The sequence below is a fragment of the Nocardia sp. NPDC051981 genome (genome assembly GCF_040680715.1).
Classification (GTDB): Bacteria; Actinomycetota; Actinomycetes; order Mycobacteriales; family Mycobacteriaceae; genus Nocardia.
In genome coordinates, this window is the sequence record NZ_JBFAXK010000024.1 from 26,489 (window position 1) to 48,587 (window position 22,099).

Here is a 22,099-nt window from a genome sequence, read left to right on the forward strand (position 1 = left end):
CGAACTTACCGGAGTGGCTACTGCTGGCCCGGCTTGAGGAGCACGAACAGGCCGTGGGCCTCGGCGCACAGCCGGTCGCCATCGTGCAGGGTGGCGCGCACGAACACCTTGCGGCCCTCCTGCCGCTCCACCCAGCCGCGCAGCACCAGCTCGGTGTTCAGCGGCGTGATGGACCGGTAGTCGACGTGCAGGAAGGCGGTGCGGGTGGCCTGCCTGGTGTACAGCGCCGCCGTCATGCCGAGCAGGTCGTCGAAGCCGAGGGCGATGTGGCCGCCGTGGGCCGCACCGTTGCCGCCCAGGTGGAAGGTGCGGAAGGTGATGCGGGCCCGCACCCCGTCCTCGCCCGCGGCGTCGACCTCGAACGGCGGCAGCGTGATGTTGCCGCGCGCGGGCAGGTCGTTGCGATGCCACGCCGGCGCGTCCCATTCGTCGACGACCGCCGCGTCGAGCTTGTCGTTGAGCTCCTTCAGGGTGGCGATCACGTCCAGCGCCAGCGCGTCGGCCGGATCGGCCAGCCGCACCCGGTCCATCAGCCCCCGGACCTCGTCGATGAACTCCCCGTAGTGCGCTCCACCCTTGGTGTTGTCGCGGCCCAGTTCTCGGATCGGCCGGAACCCGCCCTCGTGATGCTCCTGGGTGGGCTGTCCTTCGACCGCCTCGATCTGCTGCTCGCTCATGTGAAACACGTTATCGGTTGCTTACCGGATGCTCGCGCCGGGGCACCGGTAGTGAGCTGGGCAGACGGATCCCCAGGTAGGGTCTACAGGGGTGAAGGCATTGCGTCGATTCACCGTTCGTGCCCATCTGCCGGAGCGGTTGTCCGCATTGACCGAGCTGGCGACCAATTTGCGCTGGTCGTGGCATGGGCCTACCCAGGATGTTTTCGCGGAGCTGGATCCCCGGCTGTGGACCGAGGTCGGGCACGATCCCGTTCGGATGTTGGGGGAGGTGCCCGCGGCCCGGCTCGACGAGCTCGCCGCGGACGAGACCTACGTGCGGCGGGTCGATGCCGCGGCGGCCGATCTGCAGGACTATCTGGACCGCCCTCGCTGGTTCCAGAAGCAGCAGCGGGGGCCGCGGGGGATCGCGTACTTCTCCATGGAGTTCGGCGTCACCGAGGTGCTGCCCAACTATTCGGGCGGGCTCGGGATTCTGGCGGGCGACCATCTCAAGGCCGCCTCGGATCTGGGCCTGCCGCTCATCGGCGTCGGATTGCTGTACCGCTCCGGCTATTTCCGGCAGTCCCTGACCGCCGACGGCTGGCAGGCCGAGCACTATCCGGCCCTGGACCCGATGGGGCTGCCGCTGCGGCTGCTCACCGGCGGGGGTGGTGGGGCGGGGGAAGGCACAGCCGGCGCGCCGGTGCTCGTGCACGTGGCCATGCCCGAGGGGCGGGTGCTGCGGGCCCGGGTGTGGATCGCCCAGGTGGGCCGGATTCCCCTGCTGCTCTTGGACTCCGATATCGCCGACAACGACCCGGAACTGCGGGCCGTCACCGACCGGCTCTACGGCGGCGATCAGGACCACCGCATCAAGCAGGAGATCCTGGCCGGCATCGGCGGCGTCCGGGCGGTACGCGCCTACACCCGCGCCAACGGCCTGCCCGATCCCGACGTCTTCCACATGAACGAGGGCCACGCCGGATTCCTCGGCATCGAGCGTATCCGCGAATTCATGGCCGCCGGAATGGATTTCGACTCCGCGCTGGCCGCGGTCCGCGCCGGCACCGTCTTCACCACCCACACCCCGGTCCCCGCGGGCATCGACCGCTTCGCCGGCTCCCTGGTGCGCCGGTACTTCGGCGGCGCGCACGGCGAACGGGAATCACCGGTGCTGCCGGGCGTTTCCGTGGACCGCATCCTGGCCATGGGACGCGAGGCCGATCCGTCGGTGTTCAACATGGCCCACCTCGGCCTGCGCCTGGCCCAGCGCGCCAACGGCGTGTCGAAGCTGCACGGCGAGGTCAGCCGCGCCATGTTCGCGCCGCTGTGGCCGGGCTTCGACGCGAGCGAAGTCCCGATCGGCTCGGTCACCAATGGCGTGCACGCCCCCACCTGGGCCGCGCGCGAATGGATCGACAAGGCCCGCGAGCTCATCGGCGCGGAACTGGTCGAGGAGGCCCGCGGCTGGGAGCGGCTGTGCGATGTGGACCTGCGTGAACTGTGGTCCACCCGGAATGCCCTGCGCGGCATCCTCGTCGAGGAGGTGCGCCGCCGGCTGCGCAACTCGTGGCTCGAACGCGGCGCCGCCAGCGCCGAACTCGGCTGGATCGACGAGGTTTTCGACCCGGGCGTGCTGACCGTCGGCTTCGCCCGGCGTGTCCCCACCTACAAGCGCCTCACCCTCATGTTGCGCGACCCGGAACGCCTGCGCGCCATGCTGCTCGATCCGGAGCATCCGGTGCAGCTGGTGGTCGCCGGCAAATCCCATCCGGCCGACGAGGGCGGCAAGGCGCTCATCCAGCAGGTGGTCCGCTTCGCCGACGATCCGGCCGTGCGCCACCGCATCGTCTTCCTGCCCGACTACGACATGTCCATGGCCCGCTACCTGTACTGGGGCTGCGACGTCTGGCTCAACAACCCGCTGCGCCCGCTCGAGGCCTGCGGCACCTCCGGCATGAAGTCGGCCCTCAACGGCGGCCTCAACCTGTCCGTCCGCGACGGCTGGTGGGACGAGATGTACGACGGCGAGAACGGCTGGTCCATTCCCACCGCAGACGGCGTCCGCGACGAGCATCGCCGCGACGACCTGGAGGCCTCGGCCCTCTACGACCTGCTGGAACGCGCTGTGCTGCCGCGCTTCTACGACCGCGACCACGACGACCTGCCGGCCCGCTGGATGGAAATGGTCCGCCACACCCTGCGGACGCTCGGCCCGAAGGTGCTGGCCTCGCGTATGGTCCGCGACTACGCCGTCGACTACTACGCGCCCGCCGCCGCGGCCTATGAAGCGGTGTCCGCCAACGACTTCAAGGGCGCACAGGACCTGTCGGTGTACCGCCGCCGTGTCGAATCCGCCTGGCCCACGGTCAAAGTCCTGCAGGTGGACAGCTCCGGCCTGCCCGACATCCCGGTCATCGGCGCGGACCTGGACCTGCGCGCCCGCATCGACCTCGGCGGCCTCGCCCCCGCCGACGTCAGCGTGCAGGCCGTGCTCGGCCGGGTCTCACCCACCGACGACCTGACCGACGTCCACACCTTCTCCATGCGCCATGCCGGAACCGATTCCGGCGCCGACATTTTCACCATCCAGACGCCCGTCCCGCTGTCCGGCGCGGTCGGATACACGATCCGCATCCTGCCGCACCACCCGCTCCTCGCCACGGACGCCGAACTCGGCCTGATCGCCACGCCCAGTCCCTGACGATCAGGTGGGCGCGATCAGCGTCCGTTTGAGAATCTTCCCGGTGGGGTTGCGGGGCAACGCATCCAGGAACGTGACGTCGCGGGGGACGGAGAAGCGGCTGACGCGGTGGCGGATGTAGTTGCGGACCATGTCGGAGTCGAGGCCGGAGCCGGGCCGTTTGACCACGAAAGCGGCCAGGCGCTGGCCGAATTCGTGATCCGGGACGCCCACCACGGCGACCTCGCTCACCTGTGGCAGCTGGGAGAGGGCCTCCTCGACGGCGCGTGGAAAGACGTTCTCGCCGCCGGAGATGATCATCTCGTCGTCGCGGCCGGCCACGAACAGCTTGCCGGAGGCGTCCAGGTAGCCGATGTCGCCGGTGTCGAGCATGCCGTCGGCCTCGTCGGGCGGGGTGGCGTCGGTGTAGCCGTCGAACAGCATGTGATTGCCGACGAAGATGCGCCCGGTCGCCCCCACCGGCACCGGACGCCGATCCGGGCCCAGCACCGCGAGTTTCGTGCCCAGCGGCGGCCGCCCCGCGGTGGTGGGGGACACGCGCAGATCCGCCGGATCGGCGATGGAGGCCCACGACACCTCGGTGGAGCCGTACACGTTGTAGAGGATCTCGCCGAAGGCGTCGAGGAACGCCAGCACCGTCGCGCCGGCCAGCGGCGCCCCGCAACTGGCCACGATGCGCAGGCTGGACAGGTCGTAGCGGGCGCGAACATCCGTGGGCAGGTCCAGGATCCGGTTGACCATGATCGGCACCACGATCAACGCCGTCACCTTGTGCTCGGCGATGCGGCGCAGGCAGTCCTCGGCGTCGAAGCGGTCACCCAGCAGCACTGTCGCCCGGACGGCCGTGGAGATCTGCAGGGCCCCCAGCCCCCAGGTGTGGAACAGCGGAGCCGGAATGAACATGGTCTCGTTGGTGCCGAACGGAATTCGCGACAGCAGCGCCGCCACCGTCCCGAAACCCCTGGGATGCGGCCGCCGCGCGCCCTTCGGCGTGCCGCTGGTCCCCGAGGTGAGCACCACCAGCCGGCCCGGCCGCGGCGGCTTGCGGGGCGGCTCCTGGCGCATGGCGATGAGTTCCTCGATGGTGGTGCGCCCGGGATCCGCTGCCGCGTCGTCGGTGGTGAAGCGCGGCAGCTCGGTGGGCAGATACCGCACCAGCTGCTCGAATTCACTGTCCGCGAACAGCGCCGACAGCCGATGCCGCTCCACGATCTCCTCGACCTGCCGGGCGGGCAGCCCGGTATTGAGCAGCACCGCGTCCGCCCCCGCCTTGCCCGCCGCCACCATGCACTCGACCATGCCGGTGTGATTGCGGCACAGCAGCCCGATCGCGGTGCCGGGCCCGAACCCCAGCGCGGCGAATGCGCCAGCCAGAGCGCTACTGCGCGCGTGCAATTGGTCGAAGGTGCTGGAATACCGGTCGTCGATGACGGCCGGCCGCTGGGGCGAGTGCGCGGCCCCCGCCGCATAGCCGCCGGCCAGGCTGAAGCCCCACTTGGCCAGTCCGCCGATCTGCCGCAGACCCACGTCCGGCCGGTAGGTGCGCACCACACCGGAGGCCACCATCCGCTTGACCACCCCGGCCTGCAGCCGCATCCGCGAATCCTCGCCATTGACGATGAGCGAGGATGGTGTGCCCTGGACCAGGTCGCCGACCCGCCGGAGCCCGGCCAGCGTCCAGGCCACCACCGCCGAGTTCGGCAGCTGCGCGGGTAGCGGATGCACCAGCCCGGCCTTGAAGTAGGTGACGTAGATCCGGGTGTGCCGGGTGTCGCCGTGCAGGCGCACGGTCGCGAAGCTGCCCTGTTCGGGGCAGTGCAGCTCGAAGCTCTCGCCGGCGCGGGTGAGGTGCAGTTGCACTCGCAGCACCCGGATTTCGATGCCATTGCCGCCGACGCGCATATTCAGCGTGGGATGCGTATCGACGGTGTCGAGTTGTTCGCACGCGCCGATTCCGGGAAATAGCCGGGCGTAGGTCTGCGGGTCGACCAGGACATCCCAGATCGCTTGGCGGTCGATCGCGAAGTCCGCGACCGCGTCGATGACATCGGTTACCACTGGCGTACTACTTCTGCCTGGCCGGTTCCCCTGAACACCTCCGGCGGAATACGTATTTGTAACGTTCCAGGCAATAGGGGTCAAGACTCTTTAATTACCGGCCAGTAGTTATTTAAATAGCCGACGAATTGCGTGGGCGGCACCGGAAATACAACGCTGAGGCAGGTGTGATTGCCCACAATTCGCGGGGTCAGTGACAGATCGTGCCATCCGGACCAGTACGGTGCCCACGGCAGCCTTCTACCCTCCCGCCGACTGGAGACACCCCATATGACCACCGACGTCCTCACGCGTACCAAGGGGCGCGTCGACGCGTACTTCGGCATCAGCGAACACGGATCCACCTTCAAGCGCGAGGTCATGGCGGGAACCATCACGTTCCTGGCCATGTCGTATGTGCTCGCCGTGAACCCGCGGATCCTGGGCGACCACGGCGACCTCGGCGACAAGGGCATGCCGTTCCAGGCCGTCTTCACCGCGACCGCCGTCGCCGCCATCTTCGGCACCCTGGTCATGGGTCTGTGGGCCAAGTATCCGGTCGCGCTCGCGCCGGGCATGGGCCTCAACGCCTTCTTCGCCTACACAGTCGTCCTGCACATGGGAATCCCGTGGCAGCAAGCACTTTCGGGCACCCTCATCTCCGGTGTCGTGTTCTTCGTCCTCGCCGTCACCAAGGTGCGCGAGAAGATCATCGAAGCCATCCCCATGCAGATGAAGCTCGCGGTCGGCGCGGGCATCGGCCTGTTCGTGGCGTTCCTGGGTCTCAAGAGCGCGGGCATCGTCACCTCCGACCCGGCCACGCTCGTGCACCTGGGCAATTTCCATCACGGCACCACCCTGCTGGCGCTCTTCGGCTTGGTCGTGACCGTCGTCTTCCTGACGCTCGGCTGGCACGGCGCGGTGCTCTACGGCATCCTCTGCACCACCGTGCTCGGCATCGTCACCGGCCTGGTGCAGCTGCCGAATTCGGTCGCCGCCATGCCGCACGGGCTGGATCAGACCTTCGGCCAGGCCATCGTCCACCTGCCCGACGCCTTCACCGGGAAGATGGTGGTCGTCGTGCTGACCATGCTGTTCGTCGACTTCTTCGACGCCTCCGGCACCTTGATCGGCGTCGCCAACCAGGCCGGGCTGCTCACCAGGGACGGCAAGCTGGACCGCGCGGGCCAGGCGCTGGCCGCCGACTCGGTCGGCACCGCCGCGGGCGCGATCATCGGCACCTCCTCGACCACCGCGTACGTCGAATCCACCGCGGGTGTCTCGGCGGGCGGCCGCACCGGCCTCACCGCGGTGACCACGGCCGGCTGGTTCCTGATCGCCCTGTTCTTCTTCCCGATCTTCGCCACCTTCGCCGACGTGTCGGCCGTGACCGCGCCCGCGCTCATCGTGGTCGGCGTGCTCATGTCCCGGGCGCTGGGCGAAATCGAGTGGAACAGGCTGGAATACGCGGTTCCGGCGTTCATCACCGTGATCATGATGCCGCTGACCTACTCGATCGCGAACGGCATCGCCATGGGCCTGCTGTTCTACCCGATCGTGATGGTGGCCAAGAAGCGTGCGCGCGAGGTGCACCCGGTCATGTGGGCGCTGATGGCCGTGTTCCTCTACTACTTCTGGTATCTGGCCAAGTAGAGCCGACTCTCAGGGGTCGACCCCGAAATCCCTTTCCGGGCGCGAGGCGGAATAGCCTCGCGCCCGGACTCGTTGGGGACCTGCTGTAGGCTGCAAAACGGACCATGGTCCGGATAGGATCGCGCCGAGCCGTACAGACCCGAGAGACGAGGACCCCGACATGACCGCAACCGTGAACGCCGCCGCCCGAGCCACCGCCTCGAACGGACTCGGCGGCACCGACATCGGCCTGCTGGTCGCCCGGCTGGGCTTCGGCGGCGGACTGGTCGTGCACGGCACCCAGAAGCTGTTCGGCTGGTTCAACGGCTACGGCCTGGACGCGACCGCGCAGGGTTTCCAGGGCATGGGCTACGACCCGGGCAAGTTCTTCGCCACCCTGGCCGGTCTGAGCGAGCTCACCGGCGGCCTGCTGCTGATGCTGGGACTGCTGACGCCGCTGGCCGGTGCCATCGCTCTGGGCACCATGATCAATGCCGTGCACGCCACCTGGAGTGGCGGATTCGCGATGTGGGAGCTGCCGGCGGTGTACGCCGTGGCGGCCGTCGCCTTCGCCTTCGCGGGGCCGGGCCGGCTGTCGCTGGACTCCGGCCGCCCGTGGCAGCGCCAGGGTCTGGTCTGGGGCGCCGGGGCGATCGCGCTGGGCGTGGTGGCCGCGCTCGTCACCCTCGCGGTGAAGTAGGCCGGGAAGAAAGTTTCGGTGTCCCCGCGCCGCGTGCAGGGCTTGGCGCGGGGACGACGGACACATCCGATGTGGGAATTGGGGGTTCACCGGAGTATCGAAGGCTAATTTACTTCTGATCGGAAGTAGGAACCACCCCTGTGACTGTTCTCACAAGCTCATTTCATTTGCGCGACACTATTTGTCAGTCTTTCGAGAGCTTTTGTCACAACTTGGGGATCGGATGTTTCCCAATATGGTGGTAATGATGCCCGGAGATAACCGCCATAGCGCGCCGTCGCCAGTCTCGAATCCAGAATTGCGATAACGCCGCGATCGTCCACACTGCGCAGCAAACGGCCCGTTCCCTGCGCCAGCAGCAGTGCCGCATGATTGGCCGCGACCGACAGGAATCCATTGCCGCCTCGTGATTCCACCGCGCGCTGACGCGCCACCAGCAGCGGGTCGTCCGGGCGCGGGAACGGAATCCGGTCCAGGATCACCAGACTCAGCGAGGGGCCGGGAACGTCCACGCCCTGCCACAGTGAAAGTGTCCCGAAGAGGGAGATTTCCGGGTCCTCGGCGAATTTCCGGACCAGGGCGCCGGTGGCGTCGTCGCCCTGGCACAGGATGGGGGTGTCGAGACGCTCCCGCAGAATTTCGGTGGCCGCCTTGGCCGCTCGCATGGACGAGAACAGCCCGAGGGTGCGCCCGCCCGCCGCGCGGATGAGGCGTTCGATCTCGTCCAGATACGACTGCGGCAGCCCGTCCCGTCCCGGCGCGGGCAAATGCTTTGCCACATAAAGGATTCCGGACTTGGCGTGGTCGAAGGGCGAACCCACGTCGACCGAATTCCAGCGCAGCGTCTTCTCGTCCGACGGGGCCTCGGTGCCGGTGGCCAGCGCCGGGTCCACGGTCGCCGAGGACTGCGGCGGCAGGCCCCAGGTCACCGCCAGATTGTCGAACGAGCCGCCGATCTGCAGCGTCGCCGAGGTGAGAACCACGGTGGCCGTACCGAACAGGCGGCTGCGCAGCAGCCCGCCCACCGACAGCGGAGCCATGTGCAGCGTGCGGCGCGCGACTCCGCGCACATCCTCCGACGCCAGCCAGATGACATCGCGGTGCGCGGCGGGATCGGACTCCTCGAAGGTGGTCAGCACCCGCACCGCCGCGTCGTGCACCTCCTCGACGGCCGCCAGCGCCTGATTGCGGGCGGCCGCGGATTCCGGGTCGCCGGTGGCGGAACTTCCGCCCTGCGGCGCCAGGGCGGTGCGCGCGTTCCAGGCCGCGTCGCGGATGAGCGCGAGCACGGGGGCCGCGCCGTCCGGCATCCGGTCCCAGCGTACGGGCCGCAGGTCGTCGAGCAGCTCGTGCCAGGCCTCGGCCGCGGCCTCGAGCCGGTCCACCTCCTGCTCGTCGATGAGTTTCGAGCACCGCTTGGCCGCGGCGCTGATGGCCGAGGTGGACAGTTCGGCGGTGGCCACGCCGGTCACCCGGTCCACCAGCTCGTGCGCCTCGTCGACGACCACCACATCGTGTTCGGGCAGCACCTGGATGCCGCTGATGGCGTCGATGGCCAGCAGTGCGTGGTTGGTGACCACCACATCGGCCTGCCCGGATTCGGCGCGGGCCTTCTCGGCGAAGCAGTCCTGCCCGAACGGGCAGCGCGACTTGCCCAGGCATTCCCGGGAACTCACGCTGACCTGCCGCCAGGCCCGATCGCTGACGCCGGGGGCGAGCTCGTCCCGGTCGCCGGTCTCGGTGTCGGACACCCACTCGTTCAGCCGCTGCACCTCGCGGCCCAGCTTGGAAATGGCGAAGGCGTCGAAGAGTTCGGCCTCCGGTTCCTCCGGAATCGCGCTGTTGATCTTGTTCAGGCACAGATAGTTGTTGCGCCCCTTGAGAATCGCGAACCGCGGCACCCGCCCCAGCGGCGTCGCGAGCGCATCGGCCAGCCGCGGCAGATCCCGGTCCACCAGCTGCCGCTGCAACGCGATGGTCGCGGTCGACACCACCACGGTCCGCCCGGTCCGCACCGCGTGCCGCAGGCTCGGCACCAGATACGCCAGCGACTTCCCGGTACCCGTCCCCGCCTGCACCGCCAGGTGCTCGCCGGTATCGATGGCGTGCGCGACAGCCGCCGACATCGTCTGCTGCCCCTTGCGCTCCTTACCCCCCAACGCCTGCACAGCGGTGGCCAACAGCTTCGGGACGGGAGGCAGTTCGGGCACGGCGGCCAGATTACTGCGCCGCCCCGACAACCCTCGCGCAAACCTCTACGGGCCGCCCGGCAGGACCGATTTCCGCCGATCAGGGGCAGGACTTCTCACCCGCCCGGGTAGTGAGTCAGTTCTCCAGTGTTCCGGCCAGTTCGATACCGGAGGCACGGAGTTCGTCCAGGGCGGTGGCCAGCGTCACGGGGGAGACGGCGGCGGTGAGACCGAGGAGGACCCGGGTGTCGAAGCCTGCGGCGCGGGCGTCCAGGGCGGTGGCGCGGACGCAGTGGTCGGTGGCGATGCCGCAGACGTCGACGGCGTCGATGGCGTGGGCGCGCAGCCAGCCGGCGAGAGTGGTAGAGCCGTCGGTGGCGGTGCCCTCGAAGCCGGAATAGGCCGCGGTGTACGCGCCTTTGGAGAAGATCTCCTGGATGGGCCCGGTGTTCAGGCTGGGGTGGAAGTCGGCGCCGGGGGTGCCGACGCGGCAGTGCGGGGGCCAGGTGTCGACGTAGTCGGGCTGCTCGGAGAAGTGCGCGCCCGGGTCGATGTGGAAGTCGCGGGTGGCGACGATGGCGGTGTAGTCGGAGACCCCCAGGTATTCGGTGATGCGCTCGGCCACGGCCGCACCGCCCGCGACGGCCAGCGATCCGCCTTCACAGAAGTCGTTCTGGACGTCGACGACGATCAGGGCTCGGCTCATGAGCGGACCTCCCGGGAATCGGCGGCTGAACCACGACGGCGCGCCGCTCGTATTGCATTGTGCCGTCCGGCGCCCGGCCGGTCCACGGCAGCATCGGTCGCTCCATCGCGGCCGAGGCGAAAGATGCAACGGGGGAAATGATGAAAAGTGCCGCGCTGATGGCCCTGCGGTTCTTCGTGGCGTTCGAGATCGCCAGTGTGGTGGCGAATCTGGCGTGGCACGAGATCTCGTTCGAGGCCGACGACCTGCTGGGCGCGCTGGTGCGCACGGCCCTGTTCGCCGCGCCCGCCGCGGTGATCGCGGCGGGGCTGTGGTGGCGGGTCAGCTCAGAAACGTCGTCGGAATCGCCGGTTCGCCCGCCGACAGCTTCAGGCCCTCCCAGGGAAGGCTGATCAGGCTCTTGGCCACCAGTTCCCGGCTCTGCGCCAGGGTGGGCCGGCCGGTCAGCACCTCGCCGGCGCGGACCAGCGGGACCTGGACGTCGCGGATGTCGAAGCCGTCCGGGTCGGGGCGGGCCGCGGCGGCGGGGTAGACGATTTCCTCGACGATGGTGCCGGTGCGCCGCGCCAGCCGGACCGCGCGCTTGGTGCCGCCGCGAGACTCCTTGTGGGAGCTGCGTTTCGCCACTGGGATGCCCTCCACCTCGACCAGCTTGTAGACCATGCCCGCGGTCGGCGCGCCGGAGCCGGTGACCAGTGCGGTGCCGACGCCGTAGACGTCCACCGGTTCGGCGCGCAGCGCGGCGATGGCGTATTCGTCCAGGTCACCGGACACCACGATGCGGGTGCGCACCGCGCCCAGCGCGTCGAGCTGCTCGCGCACCTGCCGGGCCAGCACACCCAGATCACCGGAATCGATGCGCACACCGCCCAATTCGGGCCCGGCCACCTCGATGGCGGTGGCCACCCCGCGGGTGATGTCGAAGGTGTCGACGAGCAGCGTGGTGCCCACGCCCAGCGCCTCGACCTGGCTGCGGAAGGCGGCCGCCTCGTGCGCGCCGTCCGCGCCGCTGTGCAGCAGGGTGAAGGCGTGTGCGCTGGTGCCGCCACTGGGGACACCGAAGCTGCGGGCCGCCTCCAGGTTGGAGGTGGCGTCGAATCCGGCCAGGTAGGCGGCGCGGGCGCTGGCGGGGGCGGCGAGTTCGTGTGTTCGGCGCGAACCCATTTCGATCATGCGGCGGCCGCCGGCGGCGCTCACCATGCGGGCGGCCGCGGCGGCGACGGCGCTGTCGTGGTTGTAGATGGACAGGATGAGGGTTTCCAGCAGCACGCATTCGGCGAAGGTGCCGCGCACGGTGACGATCGGGGAGCCGGGGAAGTAGAGCTCGCCCTCGGGGTAGCCGTCGATGTCGCCGCGGAAGCGGTAGTCGCGCAGCCACTCCAGGGTGTGGTTGTCCAGGAAACGCTCGGCGACCGCGAGTTCGGGTTCGCCGAAACGGAATTCACTCAGGGCCGTCAGCAACCGCCCGGTCCCCGCGACCACGCCGTAGCGCCGGCCGTTCGGCAACCTGCGAGCGAATACTTCGAAGGTGCACTGCCGCTGGGCCGAACCGTCGGCCAGCGCCGCCGAGAGCATGGTGAGCTCGTACTGGTCGGTCAGCAAGGCCGTACTGGTCAGTCCGTCCGCGATCATCACGGGAACACTCTAAGCACATCGACGGCCGTCCCACCGACCGTGCGCCACGCCCGGGCATCGATCTCACGTCCACGTCGGGACGGCGTGTCGCGCGGGCTGTTGTTTCTGTGTTCTCAGGTCGTACCCTGGTTGTTATGGGTCTGTGTAATCAGGACGTTGTCCGGGTCGCCGCCGGTCCGGCGGGCGTCAACGTGACTATGTCGGCGGCACAGGCGACACCGGAGGCCATTGAATATTCCGAGATTCTGGAGGCCGAGGACCGGCCGTGGGTGACCGTCGTATGGGACGATCCGGTCAACCTCATGCACTACGTGACCTACATCTTCCAGAAGCTCTTCGGCTACAGCAAAGGCAAGGCAACCGAGCTGATGCTGAAGGTCCACAACGAGGGCAAGGCCGTGGTGTCCGCTGGCTCGCGCGACAGGATGGAGCACGACGTCCAGCGGCTGCACGCGGCCGGGCTGTGGGCCACCATGCAACGTGACGAGTGAACAGGACGACTACGGTAACCCCGTGCGGAAGTGGAGCAGAAAGACCTCCCTGGGCGGGCCGAAACTGCGTTCGGAAATGGACGCCCACGAGGCGGAGGTATTGCGTTCGCTGGTCGGGGCCGTCACCGGACTGCTCACCGATCGGGCCCGTTCGGCACCCGAGGACGACCTCGCGGAGCTGACCGGGCTACAGACGGGCAATACCGAGCCGCCCGATGATCCGCGGCTGGCCCGGCTGCTGCCGGACTTCCATCGCCCCGAACCCGGTTCCCCCGACGCCGAGCGCGCCGGCCTCAACAGCGCCCTGCGCAGCCTGCACGAGCCGGAGATCATCGAGTCCAAGGTGGCCGCCGGGCTGGTGATTCTGGAAACGCTGCCGCCGCAGGGCGGCAAGATCATCATCAGCCAGGAACAGGCGCACGCCTGGCTCACCGCGCTCAACGACGTGCGGCTGGCCCTCGGCACGGCTCTGGACATCACCACCGACACGCCCGACCATTTCCCGGACGATGATCCGCGCGGGCCGAGCCTCGAGGTCTACCACTGGCTCACCTGGATGCAGGACTCACTGATCCAGGCGCTCGCGCCCTAGGGCAGCGGACGTGGCCACCGAGGAGGAACTCCCGTGAACAGTGGTGCGGGACCACGTAATTCGATCACCGACGTCGACGGCGTCCTGGTCGGCCAGTACCACGTGCTGGATGCGAACGCCACCCTCGGTTCGGGCGCGGCCACCGGCTGCACGGTGGTGCGGGTGCCGGACGGGGCCGTGGCCGCGGTGGACGTGCGGGGCGGCGGTCCGGGCACCCGCGAGACCGACCTGCTGGACCCGGGAAACACTGTGCGGCAGGTGAATGCGATCCTGCTCACCGGCGGCAGCGCCTACGGGCTGGCCGCCGCCGATGGCGTCATGCGCTGGCTGGAGGAGCACCGGGAGGGGATCCCGATGGATCCCGCCGACCCGTCCCGCGTGGTGCCGATCGTGCCCGCGGCGGTCATCTTCGATCTTCCGGTGGGGGCGTGGAACATTCGGCCCGACGCCGATTTCGGTTTCCTGGCGGCGGAGGCCGCGGACCCGGCGTTCGAGCGCGGGTCGGTCGGTGCGGGCGTGGGCGCGCGGGCGGGGTCGATCAAGGGCGGGATCGGTACGGCCAGTGTGCGTTTCACCGACGGCCCGGCGGCGGGCATCACCGTCGGGGCGGTGATCGTGGCCAATCCCGTCGGCTCGGTCTTCGACCCGCGCACCGGATTGCCGTGGGGCGCGGGCACCGACGGCCCCGAGCATTTCGGATTGCGCCCGGCCACCGCCGAACAGCTGGCGGCCGCGAATGGCCTCGCGGTGAAGGGAACCGTACTCAACACCACCATCGGCGTGGTCGCGACCGACGCGGCGCTGGATCCCGCGGCCTGCAAGCGGCTGGCCGCGACCGCGCACGACGGGCTGGCCCGGGCCGTCCGGCCCGCGCATTCGCCGCTGGACGGCGACACCCTGTTCGCGCTGTCCACCGGCACCGCCGAGCAGCCGCCGGCGCTTCCGATGCCCCCGGCCTTCCCCGCTGATCTGCTGATCCTGGACCAGCTGTGCACGGCCGCGGCGGTCTGCGTGGAGCGCGCGATCGTGGACGCGATCCTGTCGGCGACCTCGGTGGCGGGCATCCCCGCCTACCGTGACCTGTTCGGGTCGCCGCCGTGACGGGTGCGGGGCACCGGGGTGTGACCAGGTTCATCGGGAATAGCCACCTGGTCTCACCTGTTGACGACAGCGTTTCGGCCGTTCGGCCGGGGGCGTCGAGCGGAAGGATGCGACTGTGCTGGTGATCAGGGCCGACCTCGTGGAGGCGATGGTCGCGCACGCGCGCGCCGACCACCCCGACGAGGCGTGCGGTGTCATCGCCGGTCCCGAGGGCTCCGATCGGCCCGAGCGGTTCATCCCCATGATCAATGCCGCGCGCTCGCCCACCTTCTACGAGTTCGACTCGGGTGAACAGCTGCGGCTGTGGCGGGAGATGGACGCCGCCGACGAGGAGCCGGTGGTCATCTACCACTCGCACACCGCCACCGAGGCGTACCCGAGCCGCACCGACATCGCCTTCGCGTCCGAGCCCAATGCCCACTACGTGCTGATCTCCACCCGCGATCCGGAGCGGCACGACCTGCGCAGCTATCGGATCCTCGAGGGCGAGGTCGCCGAGGAGCCCGTCGAGATCGTTGCCGTCCACAGCGAATCCGCCGACGCCTGAACGACTTTCACCGCACCCCGCCCGCCGGAACAACACAAGGAGTCCCCCTCATGCCGGTCACCGTGTCCATCCCGACCATCATGCGCCCGATCACCAAGGGCGAGAAGCGGGTTCAGGCCCAGGGCGCGACCCTGGCCGCCCTCATCGCCGACCTGGAGGCCAACTACCCGGGCCTGGAGGCGAAGCTACTCAAGGACGGCAAGCTCAACCGCTACGTGAACATCTACGTCGACGACGAGGATGTGCGCTTCAGCGGCGGGCTCGAGGCCGAGGTGCCCGAGAACGGCACCGTCACCATCCTCCCGGCGGTCGCCGGCGGCGCACGCTAATCGTGGCGCGCTACGAGTCGCTGATCGCGACACTGGGCAACACCCCGCTGGTGGGGTTGAAGAACCTGTCCCCGCGGTGGGACGGCGACGAGCACGTGCGGCTGTGGGCCAAGCTCGAGGACCGCAATCCGACCGGATCCATCAAGGACCGCCCGGCGCTGCGCATGATCGAGCAGGCCGAGGCCGACGGGCGGCTCACGCCCGGCTGCACGATCCTCGAACCCACCAGCGGCAATACCGGTATCTCGCTGGCCATGGCGGCCAAGCTCAAGGGCTATCGCCTGGTGTGCGTGATGCCGGAGAACACTTCGGTGGAGCGGCGGCAGCTGCTCACCATGTTCGGCGCCGAGATCATCGACTCGCCGGCCGAGGGCGGCTCCAATCAGGCTGTGGCGCTGGCCAAGCAGATCGCCGCCGAGAATCCGGACTGGGTGATGCTCTACCAATACGGCAATCCGGCCAACTCGCTGGCGCACTACGAGACCACCGGCCCCGAGATCCTCGCCGACCTGCCCGAGATCACGCACTTCGTGGCGGGTCTGGGCACCACCGGCACGCTCATGGGCACCGGCCGCTTCCTGCGTGAAAGGGTCCCCGGCATCGATATCGTCGCCGCCGAGCCGCGCTACGGCGAACTGGTCTACGGCCTGCGCAATCTCGACGAGGGCTTCGTCCCGGAGCTCTACGACGAGTCCGTCCTGACCTCGCGCTTCTCGGTCGGCCCCTACGACGCCGTCCGCCGCACCCGCGAATTGATCCTCGAAGAGGGCATTTTCGCGGGCATCTCCACGGGCGCCATCCTGCACGCCGCCCTCGGCGTCGCCAAGAAGGCGCAGCAGGCGGGCAAGCGCGCCGACATCGCCTTCATCGTTGCCGACGGCGGCTGGAAATACCTGTCCACCGGCGCCTACGACGGCACCCTCGAAGAGGCCGAGGAGAGGCTCGACGGCCAGCTCTGGGCCTGACTCGGCCCCGCCGCCTCGGGGATTTCCCCGAGGCGGTCCGACTCGGTGCGGCGGTAGGCTCGGGGCAGGGCGGCTAGGAGGTCTTGCTATGAGCGGCGGGAGCGGGATGGGTGCGTCGTTCGATCCGGATCGGATCGCACGGTTGCGGGGGCAGCTGGCGAAACCGGCGGGCGGGTCGGGCGGGAATGGTGCTCTGAAGTTGCTGTGGCAGCGCGCCATTGCGCTGACCCTGGGATTCACGGCGTTGCTGTATCTCGTGGAGGGGATCAACAGCCTCACGAACAATGAGCTGGATCAGGCGGGGGTGAAGCCGCGCAGCGAGGACGGGCTGGCCGGCATTCTGTTCGCGCCTGTGCTGCATGCGAATTGGGGGCATCTGTTCGGAAACACGCTGCCGGTGATCGTGCTCGGGCTGCTCACCCTGCTGACCGGGATCGGGCGGGGGCTGACGGCGACGGCCATCATCTGGGTGATCGCCGGGGTGGGCCAGTGGTTCACGGCGCCGCCGCACAGCGTATCGGTCGGCGCCTCGGTGCTGGTGTTCGGCTGGCTCACATATCTGATCTGCTGGGGCTGGTTCGCGCGAAATGTGTTGCAGATCGCGGTCGGAGTGGCGGTGGCGGTGCTCTACGGTTCGATCCTGTGGGGCGTTCTGCCCGGCAACCCGGAAATCTCTTGGCAAGGACATCTTTTCGGGGCGATAGGTGGAGTGGTTGCCGGATGGGTACTCTCTGGGAGTGAACGTCGTCATCGTCGTGGGGCTGACGCCGGCCGTCTCGCGTCGCAGGGGTGACGCTGGACGCGGTCGGCGATTTGGGGGATCCCTCCTTGAGTGAGAATGCAGCGTGGCAGCATGGGGGAATGCGCCTCACCGTCCTCGGGTGCTCGGGCAGCGTGTCCGGCCCGGATTCCCCGGCGTCGGGTTACCTGCTGACCGGCCCGGATATGACACCGACCGTCATCGATTTCGGCCCCGGGGTACTCGGCGCGCTGCAGCGCCACCTGGATCCGGGTGAGGTCGACATCTTCCTGACCCACCTGCACGCCGACCACTGCCTGGATTTGCCGGGCCTGCTGGTGTGGCGCCGCTACCACCCCAATCCGCCCACGGGTAAGGCCGTCGTCTACGGCCCCACCGACACCGCGCTGCGAATCGGCAACGCCTCGGCGGAGATCGGCGGCGAGACCGACGACTGGTCCGACGTGATCGACATGCGGGTCTGGCAGGCGGATGTTCCGGCGCCCTTCGGCCTCGGCCACACCGTCGAGGCCCGCCGCATGTACCACCCGCCGGAGTCCTACGGCCTGCGCATCTCCACCGCCGCCGGCCGCACCCTCGTCTACACCGGCGACACCGCCCTGTGCGACGAGGTCTTCGAGTTGGCCAGCGGCGCAGACGTTCTGCTCTCCGAGGCCTCCTGGACCCATGACCCGGCCAACCGCCCGCCGGGCATCCACCTCTCCGGCCACGAGGCGGGCCTGATCGCCGCCCAGGCCGGTGTCGGCGAACTTCTTCTCACCCACATTCCCCCGTGGACCTCCCGCGAGGACGTCATCGCCGAAGCCAAGGCGGTTTTCAGCGGTCCCGTGCACGCGGTCTCCCCGGGCGAGGTCTTCGACATCTGATCTTCGGCACGCGCCGACGCTATTCAGCGGGGCGCGGGTGACAGCGGATCGTGGGCCACTACGCTGAGGGCCGTGTCGAAACGAGCCGATGGCAGGGCGGATGACGAACTCCGCGACGTACGGATCACCCGCGGTTTCACCACGCACCCGGCGGGGTCCGTGCTGGTGGAGTTCGGGCAGACGCGGGTGATGTGCACCGCGAGCGTCACCGACGGGGTGCCGCCGTGGCGGCGCGAGTCCGGATTGGGCTGGCTGACGGCCGAATACGCCATGCTGCCCGCCGCGACGCACACCCGTTCGGGACGAGAGTCGGTGAAGGGCAAGGTCGGTGGCCGCACCCAGGAGATCTCACGGCTGATCGGCCGTTCGCTGCGCGCCTGCATCGACCTGTCGACCATCGGCGAGAACACCATCGCGGTGGACTGCGATGTGCTGCAGGCCGACGGCGGCACCCGCACCGCCGCTATCACCGGCGCGTATGTCGCGCTCTCGGACGCCATCACCTACCTGGGCGCGGCCGGGAAACTGACCGACCCGCAACCGATCTCCTGCGCCATCGCCGCGGTGAGCGTCGGCGTGGTCGACGGCCGGGTGCGCCTCGACCTGCCGTACGAGGAGGATTCGCGCGCCGAGGTCGACATGAACGTGGTCGCCACCGACACCGGCACCCTGGTGGAGATCCAGGGCACCGGCGAGGGCGCCACCTTCCCGCGCTCCACCCTGGACAAGCTGCTCGACTCCGCGCTGGCGGGCTGTGAGCAGCTGTTCGTGGTGCAGAAGGCCGCCCTGGCGCTGCCCTACCCGGGCGTGCTGCCGGAGCCCGGGGAGTCCAAGAAGCGATGACCCGCCGCGTCCTGGTCGCCAGTCGCAATGCCAAGAAGCTGAACGAGCTGCGCCGCATCCTGGATGAGGCCGGTATCGCGGGCATCGAGATCGTCGGGCTGAACGACGTGCCGCCCTACGACGAGGCCCCCGAGACCGCCGCCACCTTCGAGGGCAATGCCGTAGCCAAGGCCCGCGACGGTTTCGCCGCCACCGGATTGCCTTGCGTGGCAGACGATTCCGGTCTCGAGGTGGATGCGCTCAACGGGATGCCCGGCGTGCTGTCGGCGCGCTGGTCCGGCACACACGGCAATGACGGGGCCAACAACGCCCTGCTGCTGGCCCAGCTCGGCGACGTCCCCGACGAGCGCCGCGGCGCCCGCTTCGTCTCCGCCTGCGCCCTGGTCGCCGACGGCGTCGAGGAGGTCGTGCGCGGCGAATGGCCGGGTGTGATCGGCCGGAAGCCGGTGGGCGACGGCGGTTTCGGCTACGACCCGCTGTTCTTCCCGGACGGCGGCGACATCTCCTCCGCCCAGCTCACCCCGGCCGAGAAGGATGCCGCCTCGCACCGCGGCCGCGCCCTGCGTCAGCTCCTCCCGGCGCTGGCGACCCTCGCCGGCAACTGAATTCCCGTAGACGCGAAAGGGGTTCGGGACCTGGTCCCGAACCCCTTTCGGTTGTTCGTGTGTCGCGCTGTCAGAGGCCGAAGGCTGCTTTGACCTCGCGGGTGCGGTAGTGCTCGAAGACGAAGGACAGGAACGGGATCGTGCCCGCGATGCAGGTCAGGGCCGTGGTGGCGGGCTTCCAGCGGGCCTTGATGCCGAGGTCGATGGTGAAGACCAGGTAGATCATGTAGAAGATGCCGTGCACCTGGCCGATGTAGAACAGCCAGTGCGGGGCGGTGCTGCTGTCGTCGAGGATGAGGTACTTGTAGACCATCTCACCGCACAGCACCAGCAGCCAGACACCGGTGATGTAGGCCAGGGCGCGGTAGCGGGTCAGCGCGCCGCGGATCTTCGTGGGCGCGGCGGCGCCGAGTGGGCGGGGTGCCAGCGTGGTGTCACCGGCGACGGGGGATGGTGTGGAGTTGTCGCGGGTGCTCAACCGGCGCTCCTCTCGGTGTGGTGCAGACCGGCGTCACGGACCTTGTCGTCCATGTCGCGGGCGTGCAGATTGGCCAGGTACCTGTTGTATTCGGCGAGCTCGGGATCCTCGTCCCGGGCGGCTTTCGGGCGCTCCGGCAGCAGGCCCGCCGGGATTTCGCGCGGCGCCGTGGGTTTCGGCCGGCGCGGCCGGTCGGCGGGGGCGCCGGCCGGCGTGGACGCGGCAGCCGGTTCGGACGCCGGAGCGTCGTCCTGCTCGGCTTCCTGCTCCAGGCGCACGAATCGGACGTAGGCCCACACCACGAATCCGGCGAACAACGGCCATTGCAGCGCGTAGCCGAGATTCTGATAGGTGCCGCCGCCGGACTCGAAACGGGTCCACTGCCAGTAGCCCAGCCCCAGGCATGCCGCGAACGCCACGACCACGAACACGATCAGGGCCGGGCGGCGATGGGGAGCGGACACGCACTCCACGGTACCTGGGGACTACGCACTGCGTAGTAGGAGGTGGGTAACAGCAGGGCCCACCGCACCGGATGATGCGACGGGCCCCGGGCACGAGGCTCAGAACTTGTAGGTGACCCCGGTCAGACGCTCGGACTCGGTCCAGAGCCGGCGCAGCAGTTCCGGATCCCGCGAGATCTTGCTCGACGGCGAGGGCTCGACCGGGCCCTGGCTGCCGAACAAGCGGGTGGGACCCCAGTAGACGGTCGGGTCGGCGTCGGTCTTGGTCGCGGCGAACAGTGAGGAGTACGCCGCGTGGTACGGGGACTGGCCCACGATCCGGATGAACGGCTTCGAGACCTTGTCGAGGATGGTTTCGGTGTGGGCGAACAGGTCGGTCGCCGAGACGCCCGGGTGCACCGCGTAGGAGCGCTTGGCCGAACCGGCCTCGGTCAGCCGCCGCTGCAGTTCGCGGGCGAACATCAGGTTCGACAGCTTGGCCTGCGCGTAGGCGAGATTGCGCTGGTAGCGGCGGTGCTCGTAGTTGAGGTCGTCGATCCACAGCTTGGGCGTCTGCTTGTGGGCGATGGAGGCCAGGGTGACCACCCGGTCGCCGATCCGGTCCAGCAGCAGCCCGGTCAGGGCGAAGTGGCCGAGATGGTTGACGCCCCACTGGGTTTCGAAGCCGTCCTTGGTGCGGGAGAACGGGATGTTCATCAGGCCGGCGTTATTGATGAGCACGTCGAAATCGCCTGTGCCCTCGGCGAACTGCCGCACCGAGTCGAGGCTGGCCAGGTCCAGGCTCGCCACCTTCACGTTACCCTCGATGCGGTCGGCCACCTCCTGGGCCTTGGCGGCATTGCGGCAGGCCATGATGACGGTGGCGCCCTTGCCCGCGAGCACCTTGGTGGTCTGCTCGCCGAGCCCGCCGTTGGCGCCGGTGATCACGAACGTGCGTCCGGTCTGGTCCGGGATTTCGCTGGGCTTCCATGCCATGGCTGCTGACCTCACAATTCGAGTCGTTTATTTGGACCTTACTTCAGAGTAAGTTCCGGCGGTAGCCCTCGCGGGCCGGGGGCAAACTTGTGACAGTCATAAAATGGTGATGATAATGGGTTCATGGCATCCCCGCCCGCCGCCGCGCCGCTGGGCCTGCGCGAGCGCAAGAAGCTGCAGACCAGACAGAACATCTCGAACACCGCCACCCGGCTGTTCCTGGCCCGCGGCTACCACAATGTCACCATCGCCGAGATCGCCGAGGCGGCCGAGGTCGCCAAGATGACCGTGACCAACTACTTCCCGCGCAAGGAAGACCTGGTGCTGGATATTCACGACGCCTTCGTCGCGGGTCCGGCGGTCACGGTGCGCGAGCGGCGGGCCGGTGAGTCGGCGCTGGCCGCGCTGCGGCGGGCGTATCTGGCCGCCGTCGCGGACAAGGATGCCGTGCTCGCCGGATTCTCCGGGCCGGACTTCGCCGCCCTGATCACCGGCAGCCCCGCGCTGGTGGCGCGGCTGCGGGAGTTCCACGAGGACCGGGAGCGGCGGCTGGCTGAGGTGCTGGCGCGGGAAACCGGTTGCGCCGCAGATGATTTCACGGCCAGGCTCGCGGCCGCGCTGCTGGGCGGCGTGCATCGCACCCTGTTCGAGGAGGTGCTGCGGCGCACGGTCGCGGGCGAGTCGAACGACGCCATCGCCGCACTGCTGGGCGAGCGGGTGGCCGCGGCCTTCGACACCCTCGAACCCGCGCTCGGCGGGTACGCGGTGCGCGCGAACTGACCGGTGCCGCACCGAACTGATCGGTCGCTCTGCTGGAATGG

General features: G+C 69.1%; 23 protein-coding genes. 15 read left to right on the forward strand and 8 right to left on the reverse strand.

Annotated features, from left to right (window positions below; all coding sequences use genetic code 11):
* Positions 1 to 17: 17 nt before the first annotated feature.
* Positions 18 to 677 carry a PaaI family thioesterase gene (locus AB0L60_RS32150; RefSeq protein ID WP_364621671.1) on the reverse strand — a complete coding sequence of 220 codons (660 nt, stop codon included), beginning with the start codon at positions 675 to 677 and terminating at the stop codon, positions 18 to 20.
* 91 nt (positions 678 to 768) lie between these two features.
* On the opposite strand from AB0L60_RS32150, the gene glgP reads away from it, so the two are divergent.
* Positions 769 to 3,363 carry an alpha-glucan family phosphorylase gene (gene glgP / locus AB0L60_RS32155; protein WP_364621674.1) on the forward strand — a complete coding sequence of 865 codons (2,595 nt, stop codon included), beginning with the start codon at positions 769 to 771 and terminating at the stop codon, positions 3,361 to 3,363.
* A 3-nt stretch (positions 3,364 to 3,366) separates the two neighbouring features.
* Here the strand turns inward: glgP and AB0L60_RS32160 are convergent, their stop codons facing one another.
* The gene (locus AB0L60_RS32160) at positions 3,367 to 5,421 is read right to left on the reverse strand and encodes an AMP-binding protein (RefSeq protein ID WP_364621677.1); all 2,055 of its coding nucleotides are present in this window, start codon (positions 5,419 to 5,421) and stop codon (positions 3,367 to 3,369) included.
* 270 nt (positions 5,422 to 5,691) lie between these two features.
* Here AB0L60_RS32160 and AB0L60_RS32165 point away from each other — a divergent pair, with 270 nt between their 5' ends.
* On the forward strand, positions 5,692 to 7,053 hold the full coding sequence (locus AB0L60_RS32165) for an NCS2 family permease (RefSeq protein ID WP_364621679.1): 1,362 nt from the start codon (positions 5,692 to 5,694) through the stop codon (positions 7,051 to 7,053).
* Positions 7,054 to 7,213: 160 nt separating this feature from the next.
* Positions 7,214 to 7,732, forward strand: coding sequence for a DoxX family protein (locus AB0L60_RS32170; RefSeq protein ID WP_364621681.1), 519 nt, complete (start codon positions 7,214 to 7,216; stop codon positions 7,730 to 7,732).
* A gap of 158 nt (positions 7,733 to 7,890) precedes the next feature.
* On the opposite strand, the gene AB0L60_RS32175 is transcribed toward AB0L60_RS32170, so the two are convergent.
* Both AB0L60_RS32175 and AB0L60_RS32180 read right to left on the reverse strand, forming a co-directional pair.
* Positions 7,891 to 9,942, reverse strand: coding sequence for an ATP-dependent DNA helicase (locus AB0L60_RS32175; protein ID WP_364621683.1), 2,052 nt, complete (start codon positions 9,940 to 9,942; stop codon positions 7,891 to 7,893).
* A 115-nt stretch (positions 9,943 to 10,057) separates the two neighbouring features.
* On the reverse strand, positions 10,058 to 10,627 hold the full coding sequence (locus tag AB0L60_RS32180; RefSeq protein WP_364621685.1) for an isochorismatase family protein: 570 nt from the start codon (positions 10,625 to 10,627) through the stop codon (positions 10,058 to 10,060).
* 59 nt (positions 10,628 to 10,686) lie between these two features.
* Here AB0L60_RS32180 and AB0L60_RS32185 point away from each other — a divergent pair, with 59 nt between their 5' ends.
* A complete protein-coding gene (locus AB0L60_RS32185; RefSeq protein WP_364621687.1) occupies positions 10,687 to 11,019 on the forward strand; it encodes a hypothetical protein in 333 nt (110 codons plus the stop codon).
* Here the strand turns inward: AB0L60_RS32185 and AB0L60_RS32190 are convergent.
* On the reverse strand, positions 10,949 to 12,259 hold the full coding sequence (locus AB0L60_RS32190; RefSeq protein WP_364621938.1) for a nicotinate phosphoribosyltransferase: 1,311 nt from the start codon (positions 12,257 to 12,259) through the stop codon (positions 10,949 to 10,951). The two genes, AB0L60_RS32185 and AB0L60_RS32190, sit on opposite strands and share 71 nt — an antisense overlap.
* 200 nt (positions 12,260 to 12,459) lie before the next feature.
* Between AB0L60_RS32190 and clpS the strand changes: the two genes are divergently transcribed.
* From clpS to AB0L60_RS32240, 10 genes are all read left to right on the forward strand, one after another.
* Positions 12,460 to 12,753, forward strand: a complete 294-nt coding sequence (gene clpS / locus AB0L60_RS32195) for an ATP-dependent Clp protease adapter ClpS (protein WP_364621941.1) — start codon at positions 12,460 to 12,462, stop codon at positions 12,751 to 12,753.
* A gap of 22 nt (positions 12,754 to 12,775) precedes the next feature.
* Positions 12,776 to 13,345, forward strand: coding sequence for a DUF2017 domain-containing protein (locus AB0L60_RS32200; protein ID WP_364621944.1), 570 nt, complete (start codon positions 12,776 to 12,778; stop codon positions 13,343 to 13,345).
* Positions 13,346 to 13,378: 33 nt separating this feature from the next.
* Positions 13,379 to 14,446, forward strand: a complete 1,068-nt coding sequence (locus tag AB0L60_RS32205; protein WP_364621689.1) for a P1 family peptidase — start codon at positions 13,379 to 13,381, stop codon at positions 14,444 to 14,446.
* 115 nt (positions 14,447 to 14,561) lie between these two features.
* A complete protein-coding gene (locus tag AB0L60_RS32210; RefSeq protein WP_364621692.1) occupies positions 14,562 to 14,993 on the forward strand; it encodes a M67 family metallopeptidase in 432 nt (143 codons plus the stop codon).
* Between the two features lie 50 nt (positions 14,994 to 15,043).
* Positions 15,044 to 15,322, forward strand: coding sequence for a MoaD/ThiS family protein (locus AB0L60_RS32215; protein ID WP_354850207.1), 279 nt, complete (start codon positions 15,044 to 15,046; stop codon positions 15,320 to 15,322).
* A 2-nt stretch (positions 15,323 to 15,324) separates the two neighbouring features.
* Positions 15,325 to 16,287 (forward strand): cysteine synthase, encoded by a 963-nt coding sequence (locus AB0L60_RS32220; RefSeq protein ID WP_364621696.1) that lies wholly within the window; start codon positions 15,325 to 15,327, stop codon positions 16,285 to 16,287.
* A gap of 88 nt (positions 16,288 to 16,375) precedes the next feature.
* Positions 16,376 to 17,080 (forward strand): rhomboid family intramembrane serine protease, encoded by a 705-nt coding sequence (locus tag AB0L60_RS32225; protein ID WP_364621699.1) that lies wholly within the window; start codon positions 16,376 to 16,378, stop codon positions 17,078 to 17,080.
* Positions 17,081 to 17,148: 68 nt separating this feature from the next.
* Positions 17,149 to 17,913, forward strand: a complete 765-nt coding sequence (locus tag AB0L60_RS32230; RefSeq protein WP_364621702.1) for a cyclic nucleotide-degrading phosphodiesterase — start codon at positions 17,149 to 17,151, stop codon at positions 17,911 to 17,913.
* A 72-nt stretch (positions 17,914 to 17,985) separates the two neighbouring features.
* Complete coding sequence (gene rph, locus AB0L60_RS32235) at positions 17,986 to 18,756, forward strand: ribonuclease PH (protein WP_354850219.1); 771 nt, start codon at positions 17,986 to 17,988, stop codon at positions 18,754 to 18,756.
* Positions 18,753 to 19,361, forward strand: a complete 609-nt coding sequence (locus tag AB0L60_RS32240; protein WP_364621706.1) for a non-canonical purine NTP pyrophosphatase — start codon at positions 18,753 to 18,755, stop codon at positions 19,359 to 19,361. Before rph ends, AB0L60_RS32240 begins: the two co-directional genes overlap by 4 nt.
* Positions 19,362 to 19,431: 70 nt before the next feature.
* On the opposite strand, the gene AB0L60_RS32245 is transcribed toward AB0L60_RS32240, so the two are convergent.
* The 3 genes from AB0L60_RS32245 to AB0L60_RS32255 form a co-directional block, all read right to left on the reverse strand.
* A complete protein-coding gene (locus AB0L60_RS32245) occupies positions 19,432 to 19,788 on the reverse strand; it encodes a DUF3817 domain-containing protein (RefSeq protein ID WP_364621947.1) in 357 nt (118 codons plus the stop codon).
* Between the two features lie 47 nt (positions 19,789 to 19,835).
* Positions 19,836 to 20,303: a transcriptional regulator gene (locus AB0L60_RS32250; RefSeq protein WP_364621709.1), complete on the reverse strand. Its 468-nt coding sequence runs from the start codon at positions 20,301 to 20,303 to the stop codon at positions 19,836 to 19,838.
* 99 nt (positions 20,304 to 20,402) lie between these two features.
* A complete protein-coding gene (locus AB0L60_RS32255) occupies positions 20,403 to 21,278 on the reverse strand; it encodes an oxidoreductase (RefSeq protein WP_364621712.1) in 876 nt (291 codons plus the stop codon).
* A gap of 123 nt (positions 21,279 to 21,401) precedes the next feature.
* Between AB0L60_RS32255 and AB0L60_RS32260 the strand changes: the two genes are divergently transcribed.
* Positions 21,402 to 22,058, forward strand: a complete 657-nt coding sequence (locus AB0L60_RS32260) for a TetR/AcrR family transcriptional regulator (RefSeq protein WP_364621715.1) — start codon at positions 21,402 to 21,404, stop codon at positions 22,056 to 22,058.
* The last annotated feature ends 41 nt before the right edge of the window (positions 22,059 to 22,099 follow it).